Here is a 22,587-nt window from a genome sequence, read left to right as displayed (position 1 = left end):
GTCACCGTTCGGCATCGCGCCGCCGGCGGGGCGGCGCCCGATGAGCGGCCTGCCGGTGGTGATCCTCGCCGGCGGCGAGGCCCGGCGCATGGGCGGCGGCGACAAGGGCCTGGCGCCGCTGGGCGGACGCCCGCTGCTGGCGCATGTGATCGCGCGGCTGCGGCCCGCGGCGGGGCCCATGGCGCTGAGCGCGAACGGAGATCCGGCGCGCTTCGCGGCCTGGGGTCTGCCGGTGCTGGCGGACGCCGCCCCGGCCGGGGCCGGCGGCGCCGCGCTCGGGGGGGCGGCCGAGGGGCGGGGCGGCGCGCGGCAGGGGCCGCTCGCCGGCGTGCTCTCGGCGATGGACTGGGCGGCGGGGCTGGGGGCCGAGCAGGTCGCGACCGCGCCCTGGGACACGCCCTTTCTGCCCCGCGACCTGCTGGCGCGGCTGGCGGAGGCGGCCCGGGCCGAGGGGGCGCCCATCGCGCTCGCGAGCGGGCCCGACGCCGAGGGGCGCGAGGCGCTGCATCCCGCCGTGGGCCTGTGGTCCTGCGCGCTGCGCGAGGAGCTGCGCGCGGCGCTGGCGGCGGGAACGCGCCGGGTGCGGGGCTGGGCGGCGGCGCAGGGCCATGCGACCGCGCGCTTCGCGGGGCCCCCCGATCCCTTCTTCAACATCAACACGCCGGCTGATATGGCGCAGGCCGAGCGGATCTGGCGGGCGATGGCCCGGGGGTCCGCGTCCCCCTCCGCGCCAGGAAAGGACGAGGCGTGATCCACCGAGCCTCCCCGAGCGCGCGCCGCCGAGCGGATCGGCCGGCGCGCCGCCGCCCCGGGGGCGGGCGATGAGCCCGCCGCTGCTGTCGGGCGTGTTCCTGCGCACCTCGGGCTACTACGTCGCCTTCTTCGGGGCGATGGGGGTCTACCTGCCGTTCTGGCCGCTGTGGCTGAAGGACTGGGGGCTGAGCGAGGCGGAGATCGGGGTCTACACCTCGGCGGGCATCGTGATGCGGCTGCTGGCGGGGCTGGCGCTGCCGGTGATGGCCGACCGGATGGAGGCGCGCCGGCTGATGCTGGCCGTCGTGGGGATCACGGGAGCGGCGCTGTTCCTGCTGCATCTCGCGGCCGGGGCGCCCTGGGCGCTGCTGGCGCTGACCATGCTCACCGCGGGCGTGTTCTCGGCGATGATGCCGATCGGGGACGCGCTGGGGGCGGCGGCGGCGCGCAGCTTCGGGTTCGAGTACGCCCATGCGCGGGCCGTGGGCTCGGCGAGCTTCCTGGTGATGAACGTGGTGATGGGGGGCGCGCTGGCGCTGCTGGGCGCGGACGCGGCGCTGTGGGCCATCGTGGCCTTCCTCGCGGCCGCGGCCTGGCTGGGGGGGACCCATCCCGGCGGCGGCCGGGTGAAGGGGGCGACGCCGCCGAGCCTGCGCGAGATGCGGCGGCTGGTGTCCTCGAAGCTGTTCGTGATCTTCGCGCTGGCCTCGGGCTTCGCGCAGGCGAGCCACGGGGTGCAGTACGTCTACGCCTCGGTGCACTGGCGGGCGCTGGGGGTGGCGGAGGAGACCATCGGCCTGCTCTGGGCCTTCGGGGTGCTGGTCGAGGTGGGGCTGATGATCTTCTTCGGCCCGGCGCTGGTGCGCCGGCTGGGGGCGCCGGGGGCGATCGCGCTGGCGGGCGGCGTGGGGGCGCTGCGCTGGGCGGCGATGACCCTGGACCCGACCGGGCCGCTGCTGTGGGTCCTGCAGGGGACCCATGCGCTGAGCTTCGCGGCGGCGCACCTGGGATCCATCGCCTTCATCCAGGCGGCGGCGCCCGAGCGGCTGTCGGGGGCGGCGCAGGCGGTGATGCAGGTGCTGGGCTCGGGCGTGCTGATGGCCGGCGCCTCGGCGGCGGCGGCGGTGGTCTATCCGCAGTTCGGCGGCGGGGCGTGGTGGATCGCGGCGGCGATGTCGACGGCGGCCCTGCTGCTGTCGCTGGAGCTGCGGCGGCGCTGGGACGGGACGATGCAGAAGCCGGCCTGAGCGCCTGTCGGCGGGGTCGGGGGCGGCTCTGCCGTCCGCTGCGCGGCCGGGACGCCCGCCCGCCGACCCCGGAGCCGGCGGGCGGGCGGCGCGCCTCGGATCAGGCCGGGGGCGCGATGCGCTCGATCTCGCCGGAGATGTCGAGGAAGGCGCCGGTCTTCTCGGCCACTTCCTCGGGCGTCACGCCGGGGGCGACGGCCTTGAGGACGAAGCGGCCGTCCTCGATGTGCACGACGCCCAGGTTGGTGTAGATGCGCGAGACCACCTTGATGCCGGTCAGCGGGTAGCTGCAGCTTTCCACCAGCTTGGGCTCGCCGGTCTTGGTGGTGTGCTCGGTGATGCACCACACCGCCTTGGCGCCCGAGACCAGGTCCATCGCGCCGCCGACGGCGGGGATGCCCTCGTTCCCCGCCCGCCAGTTGGCGAGGTCGCCGTTGGGGGCGATCTGGAAAGCGCCGAGCAGGGCGAGGTCGATGTGCCCGCCGCGGATCATCGCGAAGCTGTCGGCGTGGTGGAAGATCGAGGCCCCGGGGTTCAGCGTCACCGGCTTCTTGCCGGCGTTGATCAGGTCCCAGTCCACGTCCTCGGGCGCCGGGCCCTCGCCGAAGCCGAGGATCCCGTTCTCCGAGTGGTAGGTGACCTGGCGGCCCTCAGGCACATATTGCGCGGCGAGCTCGGGCATGCCGATCCCGAGGTTCACGAAGGCGCCGTCGGGGATGTCCTGGGCGGCGCGCCAGGCCATCTGGCTGCGGGTCAGGCCGGCGGCTCGGGGTTTCGTGGCGGCTTCGGTCATGGGTAGCGCGCTCCCTGTTCGAAGAGGACCTGCTCCTGCACGGCGCCGGGGACGTGGACCAGGCGGTTCACGAAGATGCCGGGGGTGACCACCTGCTCGGGGTCCATCTCGCCGGGCTCGAGGATCTCGTCGGCCTGCACCACGGCGCAGGTCGCGGCCATGCACATGATCGGGCCGAAGTTGCGCATGGCGAGGTGGAACTGCAGGTTCCCGCAGCGGTCGGCGCGCGACGCCTTCACCAGGGCGAGGTCGCCGGTGATGGCGCGCTCCTGCACGTAGTCGCGCCCGTCGAAGGTGGCGACGGGCTTGCCCTCGGCCAGGGGCGTTCCGACGGAGGTGCGGGTGTAGAAGGCCGGGATGCCCGAGCCGCCGGCGCGGATGCGCTCGGCCAGCGTGCCCTGGGGGACGGTCTCGAGCTCGATCCTGCCGTTCAGGTAGGCCTCGTTGAAGTGGTGCGAGGCGGCGGAACGGGGGAAGGAGCAGATCACCTTCGCCACCCGACCCTCGCGGATCAGGGCGGCGAGGCCGACCTCGCCGTTGCCGGCGTTGTTGTTGACCACCGTCAGCTCCCGCGCGCCCTGGTCGATCAGGGCGTGGATCAGCTCCACCGGGTTGCCGGATCCGCCGAAGCCGCCGATCAGGACGGTGGCGCCGTCCTTCACGTCGGCCAGCGCCTCTTCGGCCGTCATCACGGGACGGGTCACGCCCATCGCCTTGGTCACGTCGCGCACCTCCGCGTTTCTTCGTTTCGGGGGAGTCATGACCCCTTTCGCCCGGAAACGCCAGCGTGCCGCGAAGGGCGCCCCGGCCCCTTTCAGGGCCAGAGCATCCACAGGTAGCCGCCGTAGCCCGCGACCAGCGCGGCGCCCTCGCGCCGGCCGATCCTGAGGCCGGTGGCCGCGAAGATCACCAGCGCCAGCGACACGGCGACCATCACCGGGGCGTCGAAGCCCACGATCTCGGGCGGCACGTGGGAGGGGGCGATCGCGGCGGTGACGCCGCCGATCCCGAGGATGTTGTAGATGTTGGAGCCCACGACGTTGCCGAAGGCCACGTCCCCCTGCCGCTTCAGCGCCGCGATCACCGAGGTCACCAGCTCGGGCGCCGAGGTGCCGACGGCGACGATGGTCAGGCCGATCACCGTCTCGGAGACGCCGAAGCCGCGGGCGAGCGCCACCGCGCCGTCGACCAGCAACGAGCCGCCCGCGACGACCAGCGCGAGGCCGGCCAGCGCGATGACCAGCGGCAGGACCAGCCGCGCGCCGCCGTGGTCCGGCGCGAGGCCGGGATCGGCGGCGGCGAGGGCCGCGCTCTTGTCATGGATCGCGCCCCCGTCGGCGGCGGCGCGCTCCTGGCGGATCACGAACCAGATGTAGGCGACCAGCAGCGCGACCAGCCCGGCGCCGGCCGCCCGCCCCATCGGCAGGACCGCGGCGAGCGCGGCGAAGCCGGCGGCGACGGCGAGCATCGCCACCGCGTCGCGCCGCAGCGCCGAACGGGCGATGAGCATCGGGCAGATCAGCGCCGAGATGCCGGCGATCAGCAGGATGTTGGCGATGTTCGAGCCAACGATGTTGCCGTAGGCGATCCCCGGCGAGCCGTCGAGACCGGCCTGCACGGAGGTGACGAGCTCGGGCATGGAGGTGCCGAACCCGACCAGGGTCAGGCCGATCACCAGCGGCGAGATCCCGATGCGCTCGGCGGCCTGCACGGCGCCGCGGACCAGGAGTTCGCCCCCGGCCATAAGGAGGACGAGCCCGCCCAGAAGCGGGGCCCAGGTGTCTAGCATGGCTGCGAATTCCCTTCTGCGCGGGTCTCTGCGCAGTGGGGCTCAGGTGGGGATCGCCGCGGGACGCGCAAGGGGGGTCGCCCTCGTCGGCGCGACGCGGGGGCGGGCCGCGGGCGGGCGTCGCGCCGGGCGGGGCGGGGGCGGCGGGCCCGGGCGGGGCCGGCGAAACCCCGTCGGCGGGCCGCCCGCTCTTGCGCCCGTGACGCGGCGGAGGTAACGCGGGCGCGCCCGCGGCCCGGCATACGGCCTGGCCGCGGCGCAAGGCCGCAACCCGGAGACCCGCAATGTCCGCGCCCAAGAAAGTCGTCCTCGCCTATTCGGGCGGACTCGACACCTCGATCATCCTCAAGTGGCTGCAGGTGGAGTACGGCTGCGAGGTCGTCACCTTCACCGCCGATCTCGGCCAGGGCGAGGAGCTGGACCCCGCGCGCAAGAAGGCCGAGCTGCTGGGGATCAAGCCCGAGAACATCTACATCGAGGACGTGCGCGAGGAGTTCGTGCGCGATTTCGTGTTCCCGATGTTCCGCGCCAACGCGGTCTACGAGGGGCTCTACCTGCTGGGCACCTCGATCGCGCGGCCGCTGATCTCGAAGCGGCTGGTGGAGATCGCGCAGGAGACCGGCGCCGACGCCATCGCCCACGGCGCGACCGGCAAGGGCAACGACCAGGTGCGGTTCGAGCTGTCGGCCTATGCGCTGAACCCCGACATCAAGGTGATCGCGCCCTGGCGGCTGTGGTCGCTGACCTCGCGCACCACGCTGATCGAGTGGGCCGAGAGGAACCAGGTGCCGGTGCCCAAGGACAAGCGCGGCGAGGCGCCGTTCTCGGTCGACGCGAACCTCCTGCACACCTCGTCCGAGGGCAAGGTGCTGGAGGATCCGGCGGTCGACGCGCCCGACTACGTCTACCAGCGCACGGTGAACCCCGAGGATGCGCCCGACGCGCCCGAGTTCATCGAAGTGGGCTTCGAGAAGGGCGACGCCGTCTCGATCAACGGCGAGGCGATGAGCCCGGCGACGATCCTGACGGCGCTGAACGAGTATGGCCGCAAGCACGGCATCGGCCGGCTGGACCTGGTCGAGGGGCGCTACGTGGGCATGAAGTCCCGCGGCATCTACGAGACGCCGGGCGGCACGATCCTGCTGGCGGCGCACCGGGGGATCGAGCAGATCACGCTCGACCGCGGGGCGGCGCATCTGAAGGACGAGCTGATGCCGCGCTATGCGGAGCTGATCTACAACGGCTACTGGTTCTCGCCGGAGCGGGAGATGCTGCAGGCGGCGATCGACCTCAGCCAGACCCATGTCGAGGGGACGGTGCGGCTGAAGCTCTACAAGGGCCTGGCGAGCGTGGTGGGGCGGTGGTCGGAGCGGTCGCTCTACTCGGAGGCCCACGTGACCTTCGAGGACGACGCGGGCGCCTACGACCAGAAGGACGCGGCCGGGTTCATCAAGCTCAACGCGCTGCGGCTGAAGCTGCTGGCGACGCGGGACCGCAAGCTGAAGGGCTGAGCGCGTCGGGGCCGAGCCCGGCCCTGCGGGCCGGGCGCCGCGTCGGGCCTTGCGCCTGCGGGTCCCGTGGGGCTCGCGGCGCGGGGCGGGAGGCGGCGCCTGCGGCCCGGTCGCCCCGGGCCGGCGTCGGGCGGCGCCGGGGCCGGGCGCCCTCGGCCGGCGTCGCAGGGCCGGCCCTGCGGGCCGGCGGCGCCGCGTCGGGGTCGCGCCCTTGGTTTCCGTCAGGCGCGCGGCGCCGGGGCGGGCGTCGCGCGTGCGGCGGGCAGGCCCCGGCCGGGACGTCGGGAGCCCCCTTCCGGCGCCGTGCGACGGCGGCGCCGGGAAACGGCGCCCCCGCGCGGCGCGCCCGCCCCGCGCCGCGGGCGGACCCCCAGCCCCGGGCGGGACGCCTGCCGCGGCGCCTCGCTCCGCTCGCGCGGGACGCCGGCCGCGGGGGCCTGGCTCTGCGGATCAGGCGGGGTCGGGGGCGACGCGGACCATGCGCTTGCCGCGGTTCTCGCCCTTCAGCAGGCCGATCAGGGCGGCGGGGGCGTTCTCGAGGCCCTCGACCACGTCCTCGGCCACCTTCAGCGCGCCGGACTGCACCCAGCCGGCCAGCTTCTCGTTCGCCTCGGCGTCCTTGTCGGCGAAGTCCATGACGATGAACCCCTCCATCCGCAGCCGCTTGACCACCACCAGCCCGGGCAGGTTGCGCGGGCCCGTGGGCGCCGTCTCGTCGTATTGCGAGACCGCCCCGCAGCAGACCACCCGCCCCTTGAGGTTCATCAGGAACAGCGCCGTCTCGAGGATCGTGCCGCCGACGTTGTCGAAATAGACGTCCACCCCGTCCGGGCAGGCCGCCTTCAGCGCCTTGAAGAAGCCGGGGTCGCGGTAGTCGACGCAGGCGTCGAAGCCCAGCTCCTCGACCACCCAGGCGCATTTCTCCGCGCCGCCCGCGATCCCCACCGCCCGGCAGCCCAGCGCCTTGGCGATCTGGCCCACGTACATGCCGACCGAGCCGGCGGCGGCCGAGACCAGCACCGTCTCTCCCGCCTTCGGCCGGCCCACGTGCACCAGCCCGTGATAGGCGGTCTTGCCGGCGATGCCGAAGACCGAGAGCAGGTTCGACAGCGGCCGCACCGCCGGCAGCCTGATCGCCTTGCGGGCCTTCACCACCGCGTATTCGGTCCAGCCCGATTCGACGGCGACCACGTCGCCGGGGGCCAGCGACGGATCCCGGCTCTCGACCACCTCGGCGATGGCGTAAGTGTGCATCACGTCGCCGGCCTTCACCGCCTCGCGGTAGGTGGCGCCCTGCATCCAGGCGCGGTTGGCGGCGTCGATCGACATCAGGATCGTCTTCACCAGCGCCTCGCCCTCCTCCGGCGCCGGCAGCTCCGCCTCCGTCAGCGCGAAGTTCGAGGCGGCGAGCGCGCCCTTCGGCAGCTCCCGGATGACGACCTGGCGGGTGCGGGTCATGGCGTGGTCTCCTCCCTGCGCGGGGTCGCGGCCCCGCTGTTCTCCGGCGCGCAGGGCGCCCGAGGGTGACGGGCAAGTCAAGCGCGCCGCGGCGGCAGGGGCGCGCGCGGGGGATGGCGCCGGCGGTCTCCATGCGCAATGATCGCACGCATGCGGACCCGATCCTCGAAGACCCTCGCGCCCCTCGCCCCTGCGGCGCTCGATTCCATCGATCTCGCCATCCTGGCGGTGCTGCAGGCGGATGGGCGGCTGCCGAACTCGGAGCTCGCCGAGCGGGTGCATCTCTCGCCCTCGGCCTGCCACCGGCGGGTGGCGCGGCTGGAGGCCGAGGGCGTGATCCGCGGCTACGCGGCCCTGCTGGAGCCCAAGGCCGCCGGCCGCCGCTCGACCGTCTTCGTGGAGATCAAGCTCTCCGGCCAGACCACCGAGCTGCTCGACGCCTTCGAGACGGCGGTCGCCCGCATCCCCGACGTGATGGAATGCCACCTGATGGCGGGCTCGGCCGACTACCTGCTGAAGATCCTGGCCCGCGACCCCGAGGATTTCGCCCGCATCCACCGCGAGGCGCTGGCGCAGCTGCCGGGGGTGGCGCAGATGCAGTCCTCGTTCTCGCTGAAGGTGGTGCGCTCGACCACGGCGATCCCGCTGGACTGAGGGCGGCGCGCTCCCCCCGCGGCGCGCCCGCGGCGGGCGGTGGGAGGCCCCGGGTCAGGCCCGGGGCGCCCGCGGGGCGGGCCTCGCCGCGACCGCCGAGGGCGTGCGCCCCGCCGCGGAAACGACGAGGGGCGCGCACCCTGCGGCGCGCGCCCCTTCGATCGCCCGAAGATCCCGGATCACGCCTTGGGCGCGATCACCATGATCATCTGGCGGCCTTCCATCTTGGGCATCGACTCGACCTTGCCGAGCTCGAGCGTGTCGGCGGCGATCCGCTCGAGCACGTCGCGGCCGAGGTCCTGGTGCGCCATCTCGCGGCCGCGGAAGCGGAGCGTCACCTTCACCTTGTCGCCATCCTCGAGGAAGCGGGTCACGTTGCGCATCTTCACATCGTAGTCGTGCTTGTCGATGTTCGGACGGAACTTGACTTCCTTGATCTCGATGATGTGCTGCTTCTTGCGCGCCTCGTTGGCCTTCTTCTGCTGTTCGTACTTGAACTTGCCGAAGTCCATGATCTTGCACACCGGCGGCGTGGCGTTCGGCGAGATCTCGACGAGGTCGAGGCCGACGTCCTCGGCCATGCGCAGGGCGTCGCGGGGATCCAGAACGCCGCGATTCTCGCCCTCATGATCGATGAGGCGGATCTCGGGGCAGCGGATCTTGTCGTTCACTCGGGGGCCGGTGTCGCGGGTGGGCGGCGCCTGATGCGGTCTGCGGGCTATGGTCTTCACGTCCTTTGTAGCCGAAGCGGAAAAAGCGCGCCGTCCTGTGGGGAGGCTCGCTTGGGACGCAATGTGGTCGAAAGCGCGCGATTCCGCAAGACGCCGCCCCTGCGGAAAGTCCGGAGGAAACTCCGCCGGACACGCCGGCGGGAGCGTGCTTCGCGCGCCTAGACGCCGGTCAGCCCCGCCTCGGCCATCAGGGCGGCGGCCTCGCCCTCGACCAGCCGCTCGGCGCCCTCGCCCTTGATCGGGACCTTGCCGACCTCGAGCAGCAGGGGGGCGGCGAGCGGGGTGACGCCCTCGGCCCGCACGTGGCGGATGCGGCCGGCGGCGCGGGTCAGCATCGCCTCGATCCGGTCGAAGTCGACCAGGCCGCGCATCGCCTCGTCCCGGGTGATGCGCATCATCAGGTGGTCGGGGTCGTAGCGGCGCAGGGTGTCGTAGAGGATGTCCGAGGAGAAGGTCGCCTGCCGCCCGGACTTCCGCCCGCCCGGCTGGTTGCGCTCGATCAGGCCCGCGATGATCGCGGCCGAGCGGAAGGTGCGCTTCATCACGGCGTTGTCGCCGAGCCAGAGGTCCAGCCCCTCGCGCAGGCCCTCGGGCTCGAACAGGGGGGCGGGGTCGACCACCTCCTCCAGCCCCCAGATCAGCAGCGCGTAGTCGGAGGCGACGAAGCCCAGCGGCGCCAGCCCCGCCGTCTCCATCCGCCGGGTCAGCAGCAGGCCCAGCGTCTGGTGGGCGTTGCGCCCGGCGAAGCCGTAGACGCCGAGATGGTGGCGCAGGTCCCCGCCTCCGGCGCCGGGGAAGCCCGCGTGGCCGACGCCGGCGAGACCGCGGGCGAAGGTCTCGACCAGCAGCCCATCGCGCGGGGGGATCTCGGAGCGCTCGGCCTGCAGGCGCAGCCAGCTCTCCACCGCCGGCGGCAGCGTCGCCCAGCGCTCCGGGGCCTGCAGCAGGTCCATCACCCGGTTCGACAGCAGCGTGGAGGTGGAGAACTTGGTGCCCCCGAAAACCGCGATCCTGGGCTTGCGGCCGGGGGCGCGGGAGACCTCGAGCGTCAGTTCGCGCAACGCGTCGAAGCGCACCACCTCGCCGCCGATCAGGAAGGTGTCGCCGGGCGAGAGGGTGGCGGCGAAGTCCTCCTCGACCTCGCCCAGCTTCGGCCCTCCGCCGCGCTTGCCCTTCAGGCGCACGCCCAGCGTCTCCGTGCCGACGATGGTGCCGAGGTTCATGCGGATCGCCCGCGTCAGGCGCGGGTCGCGCAGGCGGAAGGTCCCGGGCGGCGCCTCCACCAGCCGCTTCCAGCGGTCGTAGGCGGCGAGCGCGTAGCCGCCGGTGGCGCAGAACGCGAGGCAGGCGTCGAAATCCGCGCGGGGGAGGTCGGCGTAGGGGCCCGCGAGGCGGACCTCGTCATAGAGCGCGTCGGCCTGGAACGGCCCCGCGCAGGCCGTCGCGAGAATGTGCTGGCAGAGCACGTCGAGCGACGGCGGCCGCTCCGCCTCGCCGTCGAGGTCATGGTCGCGCACCGCCTCCAGCGCGGCCTGGCATTCCAGCACCTCGAAGCGGTTGGCGGGCACGATCAGGGCGCGGGAGGGGGCGTTGTAGCGGTGGTTCGCCCGCCCGATCCGCTGCACCAGCCGCTTGACGTTCTTGGGCGCGCCGACCTGCACCACCAGGTCCACGTCCCCCCAGTCGATCCCGAGATCCAGCGTCCCCGTGCAGACCACCGCGCGCAGGGCGCCGGCGACCATCGCCGCCTCCACCCGCGTGCGCGCCTCGCGGTCGAGGGAGCCGTGGTGGATGGCGATGGGCAGGGTCTCGTCGTTCGCGGCCCACAGCGCCTGGAAGAACAGCTCGGCCTGGGCGCGGGTGTTGTGGAAGATCAGCGTGGTCCGGTGGCGGCGGATCAGCTCCATCACCTCCGGGGCGGCGTAGCGGCCGCCCTGGCCGGTCCAGGGCGGCGGGGCCGCCGCCTCCAGCATGGCGATGTCGGGCTCGGGCCCCGGATCGGCGGTCAGCACCCGGCAGCCGGAGGGGGACAGCCAGCGGCCCAGCTTCGCCGGGTCCTCGACGGTGGCCGAGAGGCCCGCGACGGTCAGGTCGGGCGAGAGGCGGCGCAGGCGGGCGAGCCCCAGCATCAGCTGGTCGCCGCGCTTCGATTCGGCGAGCGCATGGGCCTCGTCGACGATCACGCGGGCGAGGCCGGCGAAGATCCGCGGCGCGTCCTCGTAGCTGAGCAGCAGGGCCAGGCTCTCGGGCGTGGTCAGCAGGATCTGCGGCGGGTCGGCGCGCTGGCGGCGGCGGGCGGAGGCCCTGGTGTCGCCGGTGCGGTCCTCGACCCGGATCGAGAGGCCCATCTCCTCGATCGGCCTCTGCAGGTTGCGCCGGATGTCGGCCGCCAGCGCCTTCAGGGGCGAGACGTAGAGCGTGTGCAGCCCCGGCCGCGGCGCGCCCTCGAGCGCGACCAGCGAGGGCAGGAACCCCGCCAGCGTCTTGCCGCCGCCGGTGGGGGCGACGAGCAGGTCCGCGCCGCCCAGCCGGGCGCGCTCCAGCAGGGCGAGCTGGTGGGGATGCGCCTGCCAGCCCCGCCGGGCGAACCAGTCGGCGAAGCGGGGCGGCAGCAGGTCGGAGGGGGCGGCGGCGGCGTCCATGCCCGGAAACCTAGGCCGGTCGCCGCCCCGCAGGAAGGGCGCGGAGCGTCGAGGGCGCCGAGATCCGTCGGGGGCGGTCCCTCCGGCCCGCAGGCGCCCTGCGGGCGGGCCTGGGCCTCCGGCGGGCGGCGCGCCCGGACGGCGGAGGGGCGGGAGATGAGGCGGCGGAAGGGGCGGGGGGCGGCGCTCCGGCCGAGGCTCGGCGCCCGGATCCGCCGGCGCCGGCGGCCGCCGCCGCGCGGGGCAGGGGCCCGACGCGCCGGCCTCCGCCGGTCCGGGCGCCCTCCACGCCCGCCCTTCGCGACGCCGCTTGCGGCCCCGGGCGCCCTCTCCGCGCGCCTTCCGGCGCGGTCGTCCGCCGGGCCGGGCGCCCCGCGCGAGGCGCGCCTTCCGGCTCCGCCCCGAGCGCCGCCGCGCGTCGCCCGGGCGCGACCTTCGCCCCGGGCTTCGCCGCCCGCCCCGCCGCCCGGCCCGGGCTTCGCCCGGCGCAACGCCGGCCCCGACGGCCGCCGGGCGCCCCGCCCGCCCTGCGCCGCGGGCGGGACCTGGCCGGGGGCGCGACGCCCGACGCGGCGCCTCGCTCCGCCGGCGCGGGGCGCGAATCGTTGCCGTGCGGGCGGGGATCGGGTAGCCGCGCGCCTTCCCGCCGCGACCGCCCGCCCGACAGGAGCTGCCCGATGACCGACCTCCCCCTCGCCATCGACTTCGGAACCTCCAACTCGGCCGCCGCCATCCTCGACGGCGCCGCCCCCCGCCGCCTGCCGGTCGAGGGCGCCGCGGACACCCTGCCCACCGCCGTCTTCTTCCCCCTCGACGGCCCCATGCGCATCGGCTCCGCCGCCGCCGAGGCCCTGATCGAGGGCGACGAGGGCCGCTACATGCGCGCCCTGAAAAGCGTCCTCGGAACCCCCCTCTTCCACGAGCAGCGCCTGCTGGGCGGCCGCCGCCGCACCCTCGCCCTCGTCGTCGCCGCCTTCCTGCGCGAGGTGAAGGCCCGCGCCGAGGCCGCCTCGGGCCTGCGCTTCGAGACCGCCCTCTCCGGCCGCCCGGTCCGCTTCCACCCCGACCCCGCCCGCGACGCCCGCGCCGAGGAGGACCTGCGCGCCTGCTACCTCGCCGCCGGCTTCCGGGACGTGGCCTTCATGTACGAGCCCGAGGCGGCGGCGCTGGCCGCCCACGGCCTCGGCCGCGCCGGCGAGGTCGGGCTGGTGGTCGACATCGGCGGCGGCACCTCGGACTTCTCCGCCTTCCGGGTCGAGGGCGGCCAGGTCTCGATCCTCGCCTCCCACGGCGTGCGGCTGGGCGGCACCGACTTCGACCACGCCGTCTCGATGACCCACGCCATGCCCCTGCTGGGCCTGCACGGCGAGCTGCGCGAGCCGATGAGCGGCGCCCTGCGCCCGGTGCCCAACGCCACCTACGTCGAGCTCTCCACCTGGGCCACGATCCCCTTCCTCTACACCCGCGAGACCGAGCGCCTGGTCGAGGGCATGGTCAAGGAGGCCGTGGACCCCGCCGCCATGGAGCGCCTCGCCCGCGTGATCCGCGACCAGCGCGGCCACGAGCTCGCCTTCGCGGTCGAGGCCGGCAAGATCGCCGCCAACGGCGGGGCCGAGGGCGCGGTCATCGACATGGCCTGCGTCGAGCGCGCCCTGGCCGCGCCGATCTCGCCCGCCTCGCTCGACACCTCGCTGGAGGGTTTCCGGGGCGAGCTGCGCGCGGCGATGGACGAGACCCTGCGCCTGGCCGGCATCGCGCCGGGCGAGGTCGGCTCGGTGATCCTGGTGGGCGGCTCCTCGCTGATGACGCTGGTCTCGCAGGAGGCCGAGGCCGCCTGCCCCGCGGCGCGGATCGAGCGCTCGGACGCCTTCGGCTCGATCGTCGACGGCCTCGCCCTCGCCGCCGCCGCGCCGGCCGCCCGCGCGGCCTGAGCCGGGGCGATCCGCCCGCCTCGCCCCGCCTCGACGCCCAGCCCGGCTCGGCCGCCCGACGCGGCCGAGCGTTCCCGCAACCCCGCCGCCCCCCTGCGTCCCGCGGGCGAGGCGCCTGCGCCTGGGCGGCCATGCGGCCGCCGGCGCGGGGCGGGCGTCAGGGGCGCAGGCCGGTCTCGGTGGCGACGGCGTCGAGGGGGCGGTCGGTGGGCTCGGCGGGCAGGGGCCCGGCCTCCTGCGCGGCATAGGCGAGGCCCAGCGCGAAGGGGGGCGGGGCGGGCGGGCGCGCCAGCGCCTCGAGCGTGCGGTCGTAGAAGCCCCCGCCATAGCCCAGCCGCAGCAGGCCCGCGTCGAAGGCCACCAGCGGCACGATCAGCGCGCCGGGGGTCAGCCAGGCGCCCGCGGCGGGGACCGCGGCGCCGAAGGGGCCCTCGACCATCTCCGTCTCCGGCGTCCATTCGCGGAACCGCAGCGGCCGGCCCGCGGCCTCGATCACCGGCACGCACAGGCGCCGGCCGGCGGCGTGCAGGCGCGTCATCAGGGGGCGGGGGTCGATCTCGGTGCGGATCGGGATGTAGCCGGCGACGATCTCGTCCGGGCGGGCCAGCAGGGCGGCCAGCGCCGCGTCGGTGGCGGCCTGCGGCGCGGGGCCCAGCGCCAGGCGCGCCTCCCGCCTGCGGGCGAAGGCGGCGCGGCGGGCCTCGGCCTTGGCGTCGGCGATGTCCATGGCGGTCTCCGCGCGATCCGGCGCGCCAGGGCGGCGGCGCCGCAGGCTGTGTCCCGCAGGACGCCCGAGCCCGTCAAGCGTCTCCCGCAGGGCGCCCGCAAGCCGCCGTCCGCGAGCCGCCGCCCGCAAGCCGATGTCCGGAAAAGCGAAAGGGCCGACGCTGGTGGCGTCGGCCCTGGTCCGCGAGCCGCGGAAGATTGGCATCCCCTAGGGGAATCGAACCCCTGTTTCCACCGTGAGAGGGTGGCGTCCTAACCGCTAGACGAAGGGGACAGGATGCCTCGGCTGCGTTGAGCGGGGAGATATTCGGGAGCCGGAGGGGAGTCAAGGGGACCTCCTGAGCCCCCTCGAAAATTTCCTGCGACCGAATGGCAGGAGCCCCGGGAGGCCCTCCGGCCCCGCCCGCCCGGCCCCGCCCGCCTGGCCCCGCCTGCGGGAGGCGACGCCCGGCGCGGCCGGCGCGGGCGGGGGCCGATCCGTCGTCGCCGCCGCTCACTCCCGCCGGATCGGGGTCTGGGACAGCCGCTCGCCGTCCGCGCGGCGGAAGGTCAGCAGCGCCTCGGTCCCGTCGGGCAGGCGCACGGTGGCCAGGATCTCGACGGACGAGGCGCCCAGCGCGGTGATCTCGGCGCCCTCGGGCAGGCTCAGCGCCTCGGCCGTCACCGGCTGGGCGGCGGGCTGGGGCGCCCACAGGCGCACCGCGATGGTGACCGCGATCACCGCCACGCCCAGCATCATCGTCACCATCAGCCCCGACACCATCCAGCGCAGGCGTCGCAGGCGCGGGGGCTCGGGAAACTCGTCCTCGTCCTCGGCGAGCGCAGGAGATAGGTTGCGGGACATGAGCGAGCACCTGACCGATGACCAAGACGACGCCGACCTGGCGGACGACGGGGACGATGTCTCCGGCGCGCCGGATCCGGCCGCGTCCGGCCCCCTCCTGTTCGAGATCCCCGAGGCGCTGGAGGGGGAGCGCCTGGACAAGGCCCTCGCGACGCTGGCGCCGGCGGGCCTGAGCCGCTCGCGCCTGCGCGCGCTGGTGGAGGGCGGCGCCGCCGAGCGGGACGGAGCGGTGGTGCGCGACGCGCGCGCCAAGGTCAAGGCCGGCGAGGCCTGGACGGTCGCCCTCCCCGCCCCCGCGCCCGCCCGGCCCCTGCCCGAGGCGATCCCGCTCGACGTGGTCTTCGAGGACGCGCACCTGATCGTGGTGAACAAGCCCGCGGGCATGGTGGTGCACCCCGCGCCGGGCGCGACGACCGGCACGCTGGTCAACGCCCTGCTGGCGCATTGCGCCGGCTCGCTGTCGGGCGTCGGCGGCGAGGCGCGGCCGGGCATCGTGCACCGCATCGACAAGGACACCTCCGGCCTGCTGGTGGTCGCGAAGTCCGACGCCGCCCACCACGGCCTGTCCGAGCGCTTCGCCGCCCACGACCTCGAGCGCGCCTACCAGGCCTTCGCCTGGTCGGCGCCCCTGACCTCGGACCCCCGGGCGCTGGGCCTGCCGGGGGTGGAGGACGAGGGCGGCGGCTGGCTCAGGGTCGAGACGCGCATCGACCGCCACCGCGCCGACCGCAAGCGGATGGCGGTCGCGAAGTCCGGCGGGCGGATCGCGGTCTCGCATCTGCGCACGCTCGCCCATGCGGGCCCTGCCGCGCGCCCCGCCGTCAGCCGCGTCGAGTGCCGGCTGGAGACCGGGCGCACCCATCAGATCCGCGTGCACATGAGCTGGCTGGGCTGCCCGCTGGTGGGCGACGCGGTCTACGGCGGCCGCTCGCGCAAGGCGCCGGGAGAGCTGGGCGAGGCGGCGGTCGAGGCGCTCTCCGCCTTCCCCCGCCAGGCGCTGCACGCCGCCACGCTCGGCTTCGACCACCCGGTGACCGGCGAGGCGATGCGCTTCGAGGCGCCGCTGCCCCCCGACATGCAGGCGCTGGCCGACGCGCTGGGGCTGTGAGGCGCCGTCCGCCGGCGGGGTGAACCGCTTGCCGGAATGGTCTTGACGTTGCGTCTTCCCGGGGCCAGCCTCCCGCCATTCTCCGCGCGCGGGCGCGGAAATGGCTTGAGGGGAGGGTGGCCGACCATGCCGCGAGACGGCTCCAGCGAGGACTCCGACCGGGGCGACGCCGCCGCCGGCAAGGCCGACGCGCCCAGGCCCCGGGACGCCGACGTCGGCATGGCGATGCCGATCCCGGAGGCGGACGGGGACGCGGACGGGAACGGGTACGACCAGGCGCGCGCGGCCGAAGACCCGGCGCCCGCCGGCGCGGCGGCCGGGGACCGGTTCAAGGCCTGGCTCGACGAGCTCGTCGCCGAGCTGGGCGAGCGCGTGGTGCGCATCTACGTGTGCACCGACCAGTACATGGTGTTCTCGACCGAGGACCGGGACGCGCCCTCGGGCGACGGCGGGCTGCGGGCCCTGCGCTATGCGGTGCGCCACGGCGACGGGCGCGCGTTCCGCGAGCGCTACCACGGCCTCTCTTCCGACGTGGCGGCGATGGTCACGGCGATCGTGGGCGCTCGCCCGGTGCTGCCGCTCGACGTCGCCCAGCAGAACTACGAGGCGATCCGCGAGCGCTCGATGTGGCAGGCGGCGCAGGCGGTGGCCGCGGCGCTGGACGGCAGCCCGGAGGTGGCCTCCGGGCTGATCTCGCGGGCCCGCGCGGCCATCGAGACCTATCGCGACAGCATCGTGCGCAGCCGCTACCTGGTCGGCGCCAGCGTGGCGCTGGCGCTGTGCGTGATCCTGGCGGCGATGTTCTCGGCGGCGGCGGCGCGGTTCTTCGGCCCGCTGGGCGCCCCGGACGAGGGTCTCCCGGCGGTGGCGAACCTGCTGCTGACCGGGGCGGTGGGCTCGTATTTCTCGGTGATCTACGCGCTGGGCAAGGTGAAGGTGGACCACGCCATCTCGCTGGCCGAGATGGTGGTGCTGGGCGCCTCGCGGATCGCCACGGGGGCGATCGCGGCCGGCGTCGCGGTGCTGCTGATCCAGGGCGGCTGGATCATGGCCGGCGTCGACGCGGCCCATGCGGGCACGACGCTGCTGCTGTTCGCCTTCCTCGCCGGCTTCTCGGAGATGTTCATCCCCAACGCCCTGAAGGAGACCGAGGGCAAGTCCGCCGCCGCGCCGCCGCCCGCTTCGCCGCCGGGCTGAGAGGGGCGGATTCCCCGGTCCGGTCAGCTCACGAACAGGAAACCGCCCCAAACGTTGTCTTAACGTTCCGACGTCACCATATGGCTTTTCCGGAGGACGCCCGGCGTCCCCCGAAGGCCCGTTGCGCCCTGGATCCCGCGACCGCGCGGGCGGGGCGTGGGCGAAGGAGGGATGCATGACCACATACGCCAAGCTCCCGGCGCCGTCGCCGGAACAGGGGCTCTCCCGCTATCTGCAGGAGATCCGGAAGTTCCCGATGCTGGAGCCGGAAGAGGAGTACATGCTGGCCAAGGCCTGGGCGGACCACGACGACAAGGAGGCGGCGCACAAGATGGTGACGTCGCACCTGCGTCTCGCGGCCAAGATCGCCATGGGCTACCGCGGCTACGGCCTGCCGACCGCGGAAGTGATCTCGGAGGCGAACGTGGGCCTGATGCAGGCCGTCAAGCGTTTCGACCCCGAGAAGGGCTTCCGTCTGGCGACCTACGCCATGTGGTGGATTCGTGCGGCCATCCAGGAATACATCCTGCGGTCGTGGTCGCTGGTGAAGATGGGCACCACCGCGGCGCAGAAGAAGCTGTTCTTCAACCTGCGCAAGGCCAAGAACCGCATCGGCGCGCTGGAGGAGGGCGACCTTCGCCCCGAGAACGTCGAGACCATCGCCAAGAACCTGGGCGTCACCCATGACGAGGTGATCGCGATGAACCGGCGCCTCTCGGGCGGCGACGCCTCGCTGAACGCGCCGCTGAAGGCGGACGGCGAGGGTTCGGCCGAGTGGCAGGACTGGCTGGCCGACGACGACGCCGACCAGGCCGCCGAATACGCCGAGCGCAACGAGCTCGAGAGCCGCCGCGAGCTGCTGATGGCCGCGATGGAGAGCCTCAACGAGCGCGAGCGCCACATCCTGACCGAGCGTCGCCTGAAGGACGACCCGGTGACGCTGGAGGACCTCTCCAAGGTCTACGACGTCAGCCGCGAGCGCGTCCGCCAGATCGAGGTCCGGGCCTTCGAGAAGCTGCAGAAGAAGATGCGCGAGCTCGCCGCCGAAAAGGGCCTGATCCGCGAGATCGCCTGAGGCTCCCCGGCCGCTCCGACGACGAGAACGAAGGAACCGCCCGCGCCCCGCCGCGGGCGGTTCCGCATCCGCCTCCCGCCTCGCCGTTTCGGCGCTTTCCGTCCGGCGCTCCCCGCCGGCCTCCTGGCCCGCCCCGGCCGTCGAAGCGCCATGGCGCGACGCCCGCCAGCCCTCGCAGAGCGCCTGTTCTCCGGAGCCGTCCATCGCGGATGCCGTAAGAGCGACTCGGCGGGAGCGGTCAAGGATCGCGAAGCGACCGCGCTTGCGCGGCTTGTCCTTGACCGATCCTGCCGAGTCGCTCAGGCATCAGACGCGATGGACGGATCCGGAGGACAGGCGCGGGGCTTGTTCTTGGGTGAGTCAGGAGCCCGCCGGAGGCTCCGCCCTCCCCAATCCCCTCCACCGTCCCCCGACCGAGCGCCCCCGCCAAGCCCGCCCGCAGGGCGCCTGCGGCCCCCCCGCCCCCATCCGGGCCCCGTTGCGCCGCAACGGAACCCTCTTCCCTTCCCGCGCGATCCGGTGCATAAGCCCGCACTTCCGCCAAGGACCGCGCTGGACGACATCCCGGCGTGCGCCCGACCGGAGCGGAGGCCCCTGGCCCCCGCCGATGAACCCCCAAGCCCAAGGAGGCCCCCGATGTCGATCACCGTCGAGCGCAAGGAAGCGCTGATCAAGGAATTCGCGACCAAGGACGGCGACACCGGCTCGCCCGAGGTCCAGGTGGCGATCCTCACCGAGCGGATCACCAACCTGACCGAGCACTTCAAGTCGCACAAGAAGGACAACCACTCCCGTCGTGGCCTTCTGAAGATGGTGGCCCAGCGCCGCAAGCTGCTGGACTACGTGAAGGGCAAGGACGAGGATCGCTACAAGACGATCATCACCCGCCTCGGCATCCGTCGCTGAGCGGCCAAGGCGCGCCCCCGGGCGCGCCTTTCGCCATCTGAATGGCGTGAGCGAAGGGAGAGCGACGCGCGGCGCGCCCTCCTGAACCCGCCGCCCCCCGGGGCGGAAGCCGCACCGGCGACGGGCCCCTCTCCGGGAGGCGAGACCGGCCCCGCCGATCCGTCCGTTCGTTTCCGCCCCAGGCCCCGGGGTCGAAGCGTCTGCGATACGAAACCAGGGGCCCGCGCCCGCACCGGCCCGGCCGGGGGCGCGCAACGCGGCGAAGCGCAGGGGCGCCACGCCGCCGAAGGGAAACGAGAATGTTCCAGATCCACAAGAAATCCATGGAGTGGGGCGGCGAGACGCTGACCCTCGAGACCGGGCGCGTGGCGCGCCAGGCCGACGGCTCGGTGCTGGCCACCCTGGGCGAGACCACCGTCCACGCCGCCGTCACCTTCGACAAGAAGCCGAAGGAAGGTCTCGATTTCTTCCCGCTGACCGTCCACTACCAGGAGAAGTTCTACGCCGCGGGCAAGATCCCCGGCGGCTTCTTCAAGCGCGAGGCGCGCCCCTCCGAGAAGGAGACGCTGACGTCGCGCCTGATCGACCGGCCGATCCGCCCCCTGTTCGTCCCGGGCTTCAAGCACGAGACGCAGGTGGTCTGCACGGTCCTGTCGCATGACCTGGTCAACGATCCCGACATCGTGGCGATGATCGCGGCCTCCGCCGCGCTGACGCTCTCGGGCGTGCCCTTCATGGGCCCGATCGGCGCCGCGCGCGTCGGCTATTGCGACGGCAAGTATGTCCTGAACCCCGACGTCCAGGACATGCAGAAGCTGATGGAGAACCCCGATCAGCGCCTCAACCTGGTCATCGCCGGCACCCAGGACGCGGTGATGATGGTCGAGTCCGAGGCCTACGAGCTCTCCGAGGAGGAGATGCTGGGCGCGGTGACCTTCGGCCACGAGGCGATGCAGCCGGTGATCGACATGATCATCTCGCTCGCCGAGGACGCCGCCAAGGAGCCGTTCGACTTCACGCCGCCGGACAACTCCGCCCTCTTCGCCAAGGTCAAGGCCGCGGGCGAGGACGCGATGCGCGCCGCCTTCGCGATCAAGGACAAGCTGGCCCGCCAGGACGCCATCGCCGCCGCGCGCGACACGGTGAAGGCGGCCCTCTCGGACGAGGACATGGCCGACGGCCCGGCGCTGAAGGACTGCTTCAAGAAGCTGGAGTCCTCGGTCCTGCGCGGCGACGTGATCGCCGGCGGCGCCCGCATCGACGGCCGCGACCGCACCACCGTGCGGCCGATCCTGGCCGAGGTGGGCGTGCTGCCCCGGACCCACGGCTCCTCGCTCTTCACCCGCGGCGAGACCCAGGCCCTGGTCGTGACCACGCTGGGCACCGGCGACGACGAGCAGATCATCGACGCGCTCGAAGGCGACTGGCGCGAGCGCTTCCTGCTGCACTACAACTTCCCCCCCTACTCGGTGGGCGAGACCGGCCGCATGGGCGCGCCCGGCCGGCGTGAGATCGGCCACGGCAAGCTCGCCTGGCGCGCGCTGCAGGCGGTGCTGCCGGCGGCGACCGACTTCCCCTACACGATCCGCCTGGTCTCGGAGATCACCGAGTCCAACGGCTCCTCCTCGATGGCCACCGTCTGCGGCGGCTCGCTGTCGATGATGGACGCGGGCGTGCCGCTGAAGGCCCCCGTGGCCGGCGTCGCGATGGGCCTGATCCTCGAGGACGACGGCCAGTTCGCGGTGCTCACCGACATCCTGGGCGACGAGGATCACCTCGGCGACATGGACTTCAAGGTGGCCGGCACCGAGAACGGCGTGACCTCGCTGCAGATGGACATCAAGGTCGCCGGCATCACGCCCGCGATCATGCAGCAGGCCCTGGCGCAGGCCAAGGACGGCCGGATGCACATCCTGGGCGAGATGAACAAGGCGCTCAGCTCGGGCCGCCAGGAGTTCTCCGCCCACGCCCCGCGCATCGAGACCATGCAGATCAACCCCGACAAGATCCGCGAAGTGATCGGCTCGGGCGGCAAGGTGATCCGCGGCATCGTCGAGGAGTCGGGCGCCAAGGTCGACATCAACGACGAGGGCCTGATCAAGCTGGCCTCGCCGGACGCGGCCTGCATCGAGAAGGCGCGCGAGCTGATCAACTCGATCGTGGCCGAGCCGGAGATCAACAAGATCTACCGCGGCAAGGTCGTGAAGATCATGGATTTCGGCGCCTTCGTGAACTACTTCGGCAAGCGCGACGGCCTGGTCCACATCTCGCAGATGACCAACGAGCGCGGCGCCAACCCCAAGGACCTCGTCAAGGAGGGCCAGGAGGTTCGCGTGAAGCTGCTCGGCTTCGACGACCGCGGCAAGACCCGCCTGTCGATGAAGGTCGTCGACCAGGAGACCGGCGAAGAGATCGTGCGGGAGAAGGAGGAGGGCTGAGCCTTCCCCATCCCCGGACGTTGCGAGGGGCCCCGGCGACGGGGCCCCTTTGCGTTGCGCGCCGCCCGAAACCGGGGCGGCCTGCGGGCCTGGCCTCGGAAGGCGCCGCAACCCCGACCACCCGGCCCGCTGCGCGCCGCCGCCGGGGAGGCGGACGCCGTCCTTCCCGGATCGCGCGATCCGGTTCTGAAGGGGCGCGCCGGGCGCCCGGGTTCGCAGGCGCCCTGCGGGCGGGCTTGGCTGCGTCGCGCGGGCTGCAAAGGGGGAGAGGGATCGGAGAGGGGGGAGCCTCCGGCGGGCTCCTGACTCACCCAAGAACAAGGCCCGCGCCTGTCCTCCGGAGCCGTCTCTCGCTTGCGATGCCTGAGCGACTCGCCCCCTCCGGTCAAGGACAAGCCCGCGCAAGCGCGGGTCGCTTCGCGATCCTTGACCGGAGGGGTGTAGCGCGCAAAAATTGTTGGCCGAAGCGCGCAAGGAAAGTGTCAGCACTTTTCCGGCCCTTGAACGGGCCTTGAAACCCTCTCAGCCGTTGGCCTCCTGAACCCGGATCTCGAACTGGTCGAGCATCTGCGGCTCGCCGCCCAGCTCCAGCCAGGTCTGCACCCTCCAGCGTCCGACGGAGAGCGCGTCGGCGGCGAAGGCGGCATGGATCGTGTAGCTGTCGCCGAGGCTGGCAGAGGCGTTGACCAACTGGCCGCCGACGCCTCCGACCTTCTCGGCCGAGGCGGTGGGCGAGCCGGCGCTGATGTCGAGGGCGCTGCCCGCCTCGTCGACGACGGGGACG

At 73.8% G+C, this 22,587-nt stretch carries 19 protein-coding genes and 1 tRNA gene; 10 read left to right on the top strand and 10 right to left on the bottom strand.

Annotated elements, in window-relative coordinates; genetic code table 11:
* The first annotated feature begins 40 nt into the window (after nt 1-40).
* Together mobA and BM064_RS08435 are read left to right on the top strand one after the other, a co-directional pair.
* Nucleotides 41-751, top strand: a complete 711-nt coding sequence (mobA, locus tag BM064_RS08440; RefSeq protein WP_092859335.1) for a molybdenum cofactor guanylyltransferase MobA — start codon at nt 41-43, stop codon at nt 749-751.
* Between the two features lie 70 nt (nt 752-821).
* Nucleotides 822-2,000, top strand: coding sequence for an MFS transporter (locus tag BM064_RS08435; protein WP_177236188.1), 1,179 nt, complete (start codon nt 822-824; stop codon nt 1,998-2,000).
* A 100-nt stretch (nt 2,001-2,100) separates the two neighbouring features.
* Here BM064_RS08435 and BM064_RS08430 read toward each other — a convergent pair whose 3' ends face one another.
* From BM064_RS08430 to BM064_RS08420, 3 genes are all read right to left on the bottom strand, one after another.
* Nucleotides 2,101-2,793, bottom strand: coding sequence for a 3-oxoacid CoA-transferase subunit B (locus BM064_RS08430; protein ID WP_092859333.1), 693 nt, complete (start codon nt 2,791-2,793; stop codon nt 2,101-2,103).
* Complete coding sequence (locus tag BM064_RS08425) at nt 2,790-3,497, bottom strand: 3-oxoacid CoA-transferase subunit A (RefSeq protein ID WP_092859817.1); 708 nt, start codon at nt 3,495-3,497, stop codon at nt 2,790-2,792. The genes BM064_RS08430 and BM064_RS08425 overlap by 4 nt, the downstream gene beginning before the upstream one ends.
* A gap of 110 nt (nt 3,498-3,607) precedes the next feature.
* Nucleotides 3,608-4,582, bottom strand: a complete 975-nt coding sequence (locus BM064_RS08420) for a calcium/sodium antiporter (RefSeq protein WP_092859332.1) — start codon at nt 4,580-4,582, stop codon at nt 3,608-3,610.
* Between the two features lie 284 nt (nt 4,583-4,866).
* On the opposite strand from BM064_RS08420, the gene BM064_RS08415 reads away from it, so the two are divergent.
* Entirely contained in the window at nt 4,867-6,093 is a 1,227-nt protein-coding gene (locus BM064_RS08415; RefSeq protein ID WP_092859331.1) for an argininosuccinate synthase, read from the top strand.
* A gap of 450 nt (nt 6,094-6,543) precedes the next feature.
* Here the strand turns inward: BM064_RS08415 and BM064_RS08410 are convergent, their stop codons facing one another.
* Nucleotides 6,544-7,551, bottom strand: coding sequence for an NADP-dependent oxidoreductase (locus BM064_RS08410; protein ID WP_092859330.1), 1,008 nt, complete (start codon nt 7,549-7,551; stop codon nt 6,544-6,546).
* A 150-nt stretch (nt 7,552-7,701) separates the two neighbouring features.
* On the opposite strand from BM064_RS08410, the gene BM064_RS08405 reads away from it, so the two are divergent.
* Nucleotides 7,702-8,205: an Lrp/AsnC family transcriptional regulator gene (locus BM064_RS08405; protein WP_092859329.1), complete on the top strand. Its 504-nt coding sequence runs from the start codon at nt 7,702-7,704 to the stop codon at nt 8,203-8,205.
* Nucleotides 8,206-8,384: 179 nt separating this feature from the next.
* On the opposite strand, the gene infC is transcribed toward BM064_RS08405, so the two are convergent.
* Both infC and BM064_RS08395 read right to left on the bottom strand, forming a co-directional pair.
* Nucleotides 8,385-8,876 (bottom strand): translation initiation factor IF-3, encoded by a 492-nt coding sequence (gene infC / locus BM064_RS08400; protein ID WP_245779099.1) that lies wholly within the window; start codon nt 8,874-8,876, stop codon nt 8,385-8,387.
* A 218-nt stretch (nt 8,877-9,094) separates the two neighbouring features.
* Nucleotides 9,095-11,578 (bottom strand): ligase-associated DNA damage response DEXH box helicase, encoded by a 2,484-nt coding sequence (locus BM064_RS08395; protein ID WP_092859328.1) that lies wholly within the window; start codon nt 11,576-11,578, stop codon nt 9,095-9,097.
* A gap of 677 nt (nt 11,579-12,255) precedes the next feature.
* On the opposite strand from BM064_RS08395, the gene BM064_RS08390 reads away from it, so the two are divergent.
* Nucleotides 12,256-13,509 carry an Hsp70 family protein gene (locus BM064_RS08390; RefSeq protein ID WP_092859327.1) on the top strand — a complete coding sequence of 418 codons (1,254 nt, stop codon included), beginning with the start codon at nt 12,256-12,258 and terminating at the stop codon, nt 13,507-13,509.
* A 157-nt stretch (nt 13,510-13,666) separates the two neighbouring features.
* Here BM064_RS08390 and BM064_RS08385 read toward each other — a convergent pair whose 3' ends face one another.
* The 3 genes from BM064_RS08385 to BM064_RS08375 all read right to left on the bottom strand — a co-directional run bounded on the left by BM064_RS08385 (nt 13,667) and on the right by BM064_RS08375 (nt 15,079).
* Nucleotides 13,667-14,236 (bottom strand): 5-formyltetrahydrofolate cyclo-ligase, encoded by a 570-nt coding sequence (locus BM064_RS08385; RefSeq protein WP_092859326.1) that lies wholly within the window; start codon nt 14,234-14,236, stop codon nt 13,667-13,669.
* Nucleotides 14,237-14,434: 198 nt separating this feature from the next.
* Nucleotides 14,435-14,509, bottom strand: a tRNA-Glu gene (locus tag BM064_RS08380).
* A gap of 219 nt (nt 14,510-14,728) precedes the next feature.
* Nucleotides 14,729-15,079 (bottom strand): DUF6476 family protein, encoded by a 351-nt coding sequence (locus BM064_RS08375; protein ID WP_092859325.1) that lies wholly within the window; start codon nt 15,077-15,079, stop codon nt 14,729-14,731.
* On the opposite strand from BM064_RS08375, the gene BM064_RS08370 reads away from it, so the two are divergent.
* The 5 genes from BM064_RS08370 (at nt 15,078) to pnp (ending at nt 21,803) form a co-directional block, all read left to right on the top strand.
* Nucleotides 15,078-16,187, top strand: a complete 1,110-nt coding sequence (locus tag BM064_RS08370; RefSeq protein WP_092859324.1) for a pseudouridine synthase — start codon at nt 15,078-15,080, stop codon at nt 16,185-16,187. The two genes, BM064_RS08375 and BM064_RS08370, sit on opposite strands and share 2 nt — an antisense overlap.
* A 126-nt stretch (nt 16,188-16,313) precedes the next feature.
* On the top strand, nt 16,314-17,384 hold the full coding sequence (locus BM064_RS08365; RefSeq protein WP_092859323.1) for a hypothetical protein: 1,071 nt from the start codon (nt 16,314-16,316) through the stop codon (nt 17,382-17,384).
* 175 nt (nt 17,385-17,559) lie between these two features.
* Entirely contained in the window at nt 17,560-18,459 is a 900-nt protein-coding gene (gene rpoH, locus BM064_RS08360) for an RNA polymerase sigma factor RpoH (protein WP_092859322.1), read from the top strand.
* A 636-nt stretch (nt 18,460-19,095) separates the two neighbouring features.
* Entirely contained in the window at nt 19,096-19,365 is a 270-nt protein-coding gene (rpsO, locus tag BM064_RS08355; RefSeq protein WP_092859321.1) for a 30S ribosomal protein S15, read from the top strand.
* A gap of 299 nt (nt 19,366-19,664) precedes the next feature.
* Nucleotides 19,665-21,803 (top strand): polyribonucleotide nucleotidyltransferase, encoded by a 2,139-nt coding sequence (pnp, locus tag BM064_RS08350; RefSeq protein ID WP_092859320.1) that lies wholly within the window; start codon nt 19,665-19,667, stop codon nt 21,801-21,803.
* A 522-nt stretch (nt 21,804-22,325) separates the two neighbouring features.
* On the opposite strand, the gene BM064_RS27395 is transcribed toward pnp, so the two are convergent.
* Nucleotides 22,326-22,587: hypothetical protein (locus tag BM064_RS27395; RefSeq protein WP_177236187.1), on the bottom strand; the 262-nt coding region annotated here is incomplete at its 5' end.

Origin of the sequence: Albimonas pacifica (genome assembly GCF_900113695.1) — a bacterium.
Taxonomy (GTDB): Bacteria; Pseudomonadota; Alphaproteobacteria; order Rhodobacterales; family Rhodobacteraceae; genus Albimonas; species Albimonas pacifica.
The sequence above is the reverse complement of the archived record's forward strand: the minus strand, read 5'-3'. Positions and strand labels throughout refer to the sequence as shown.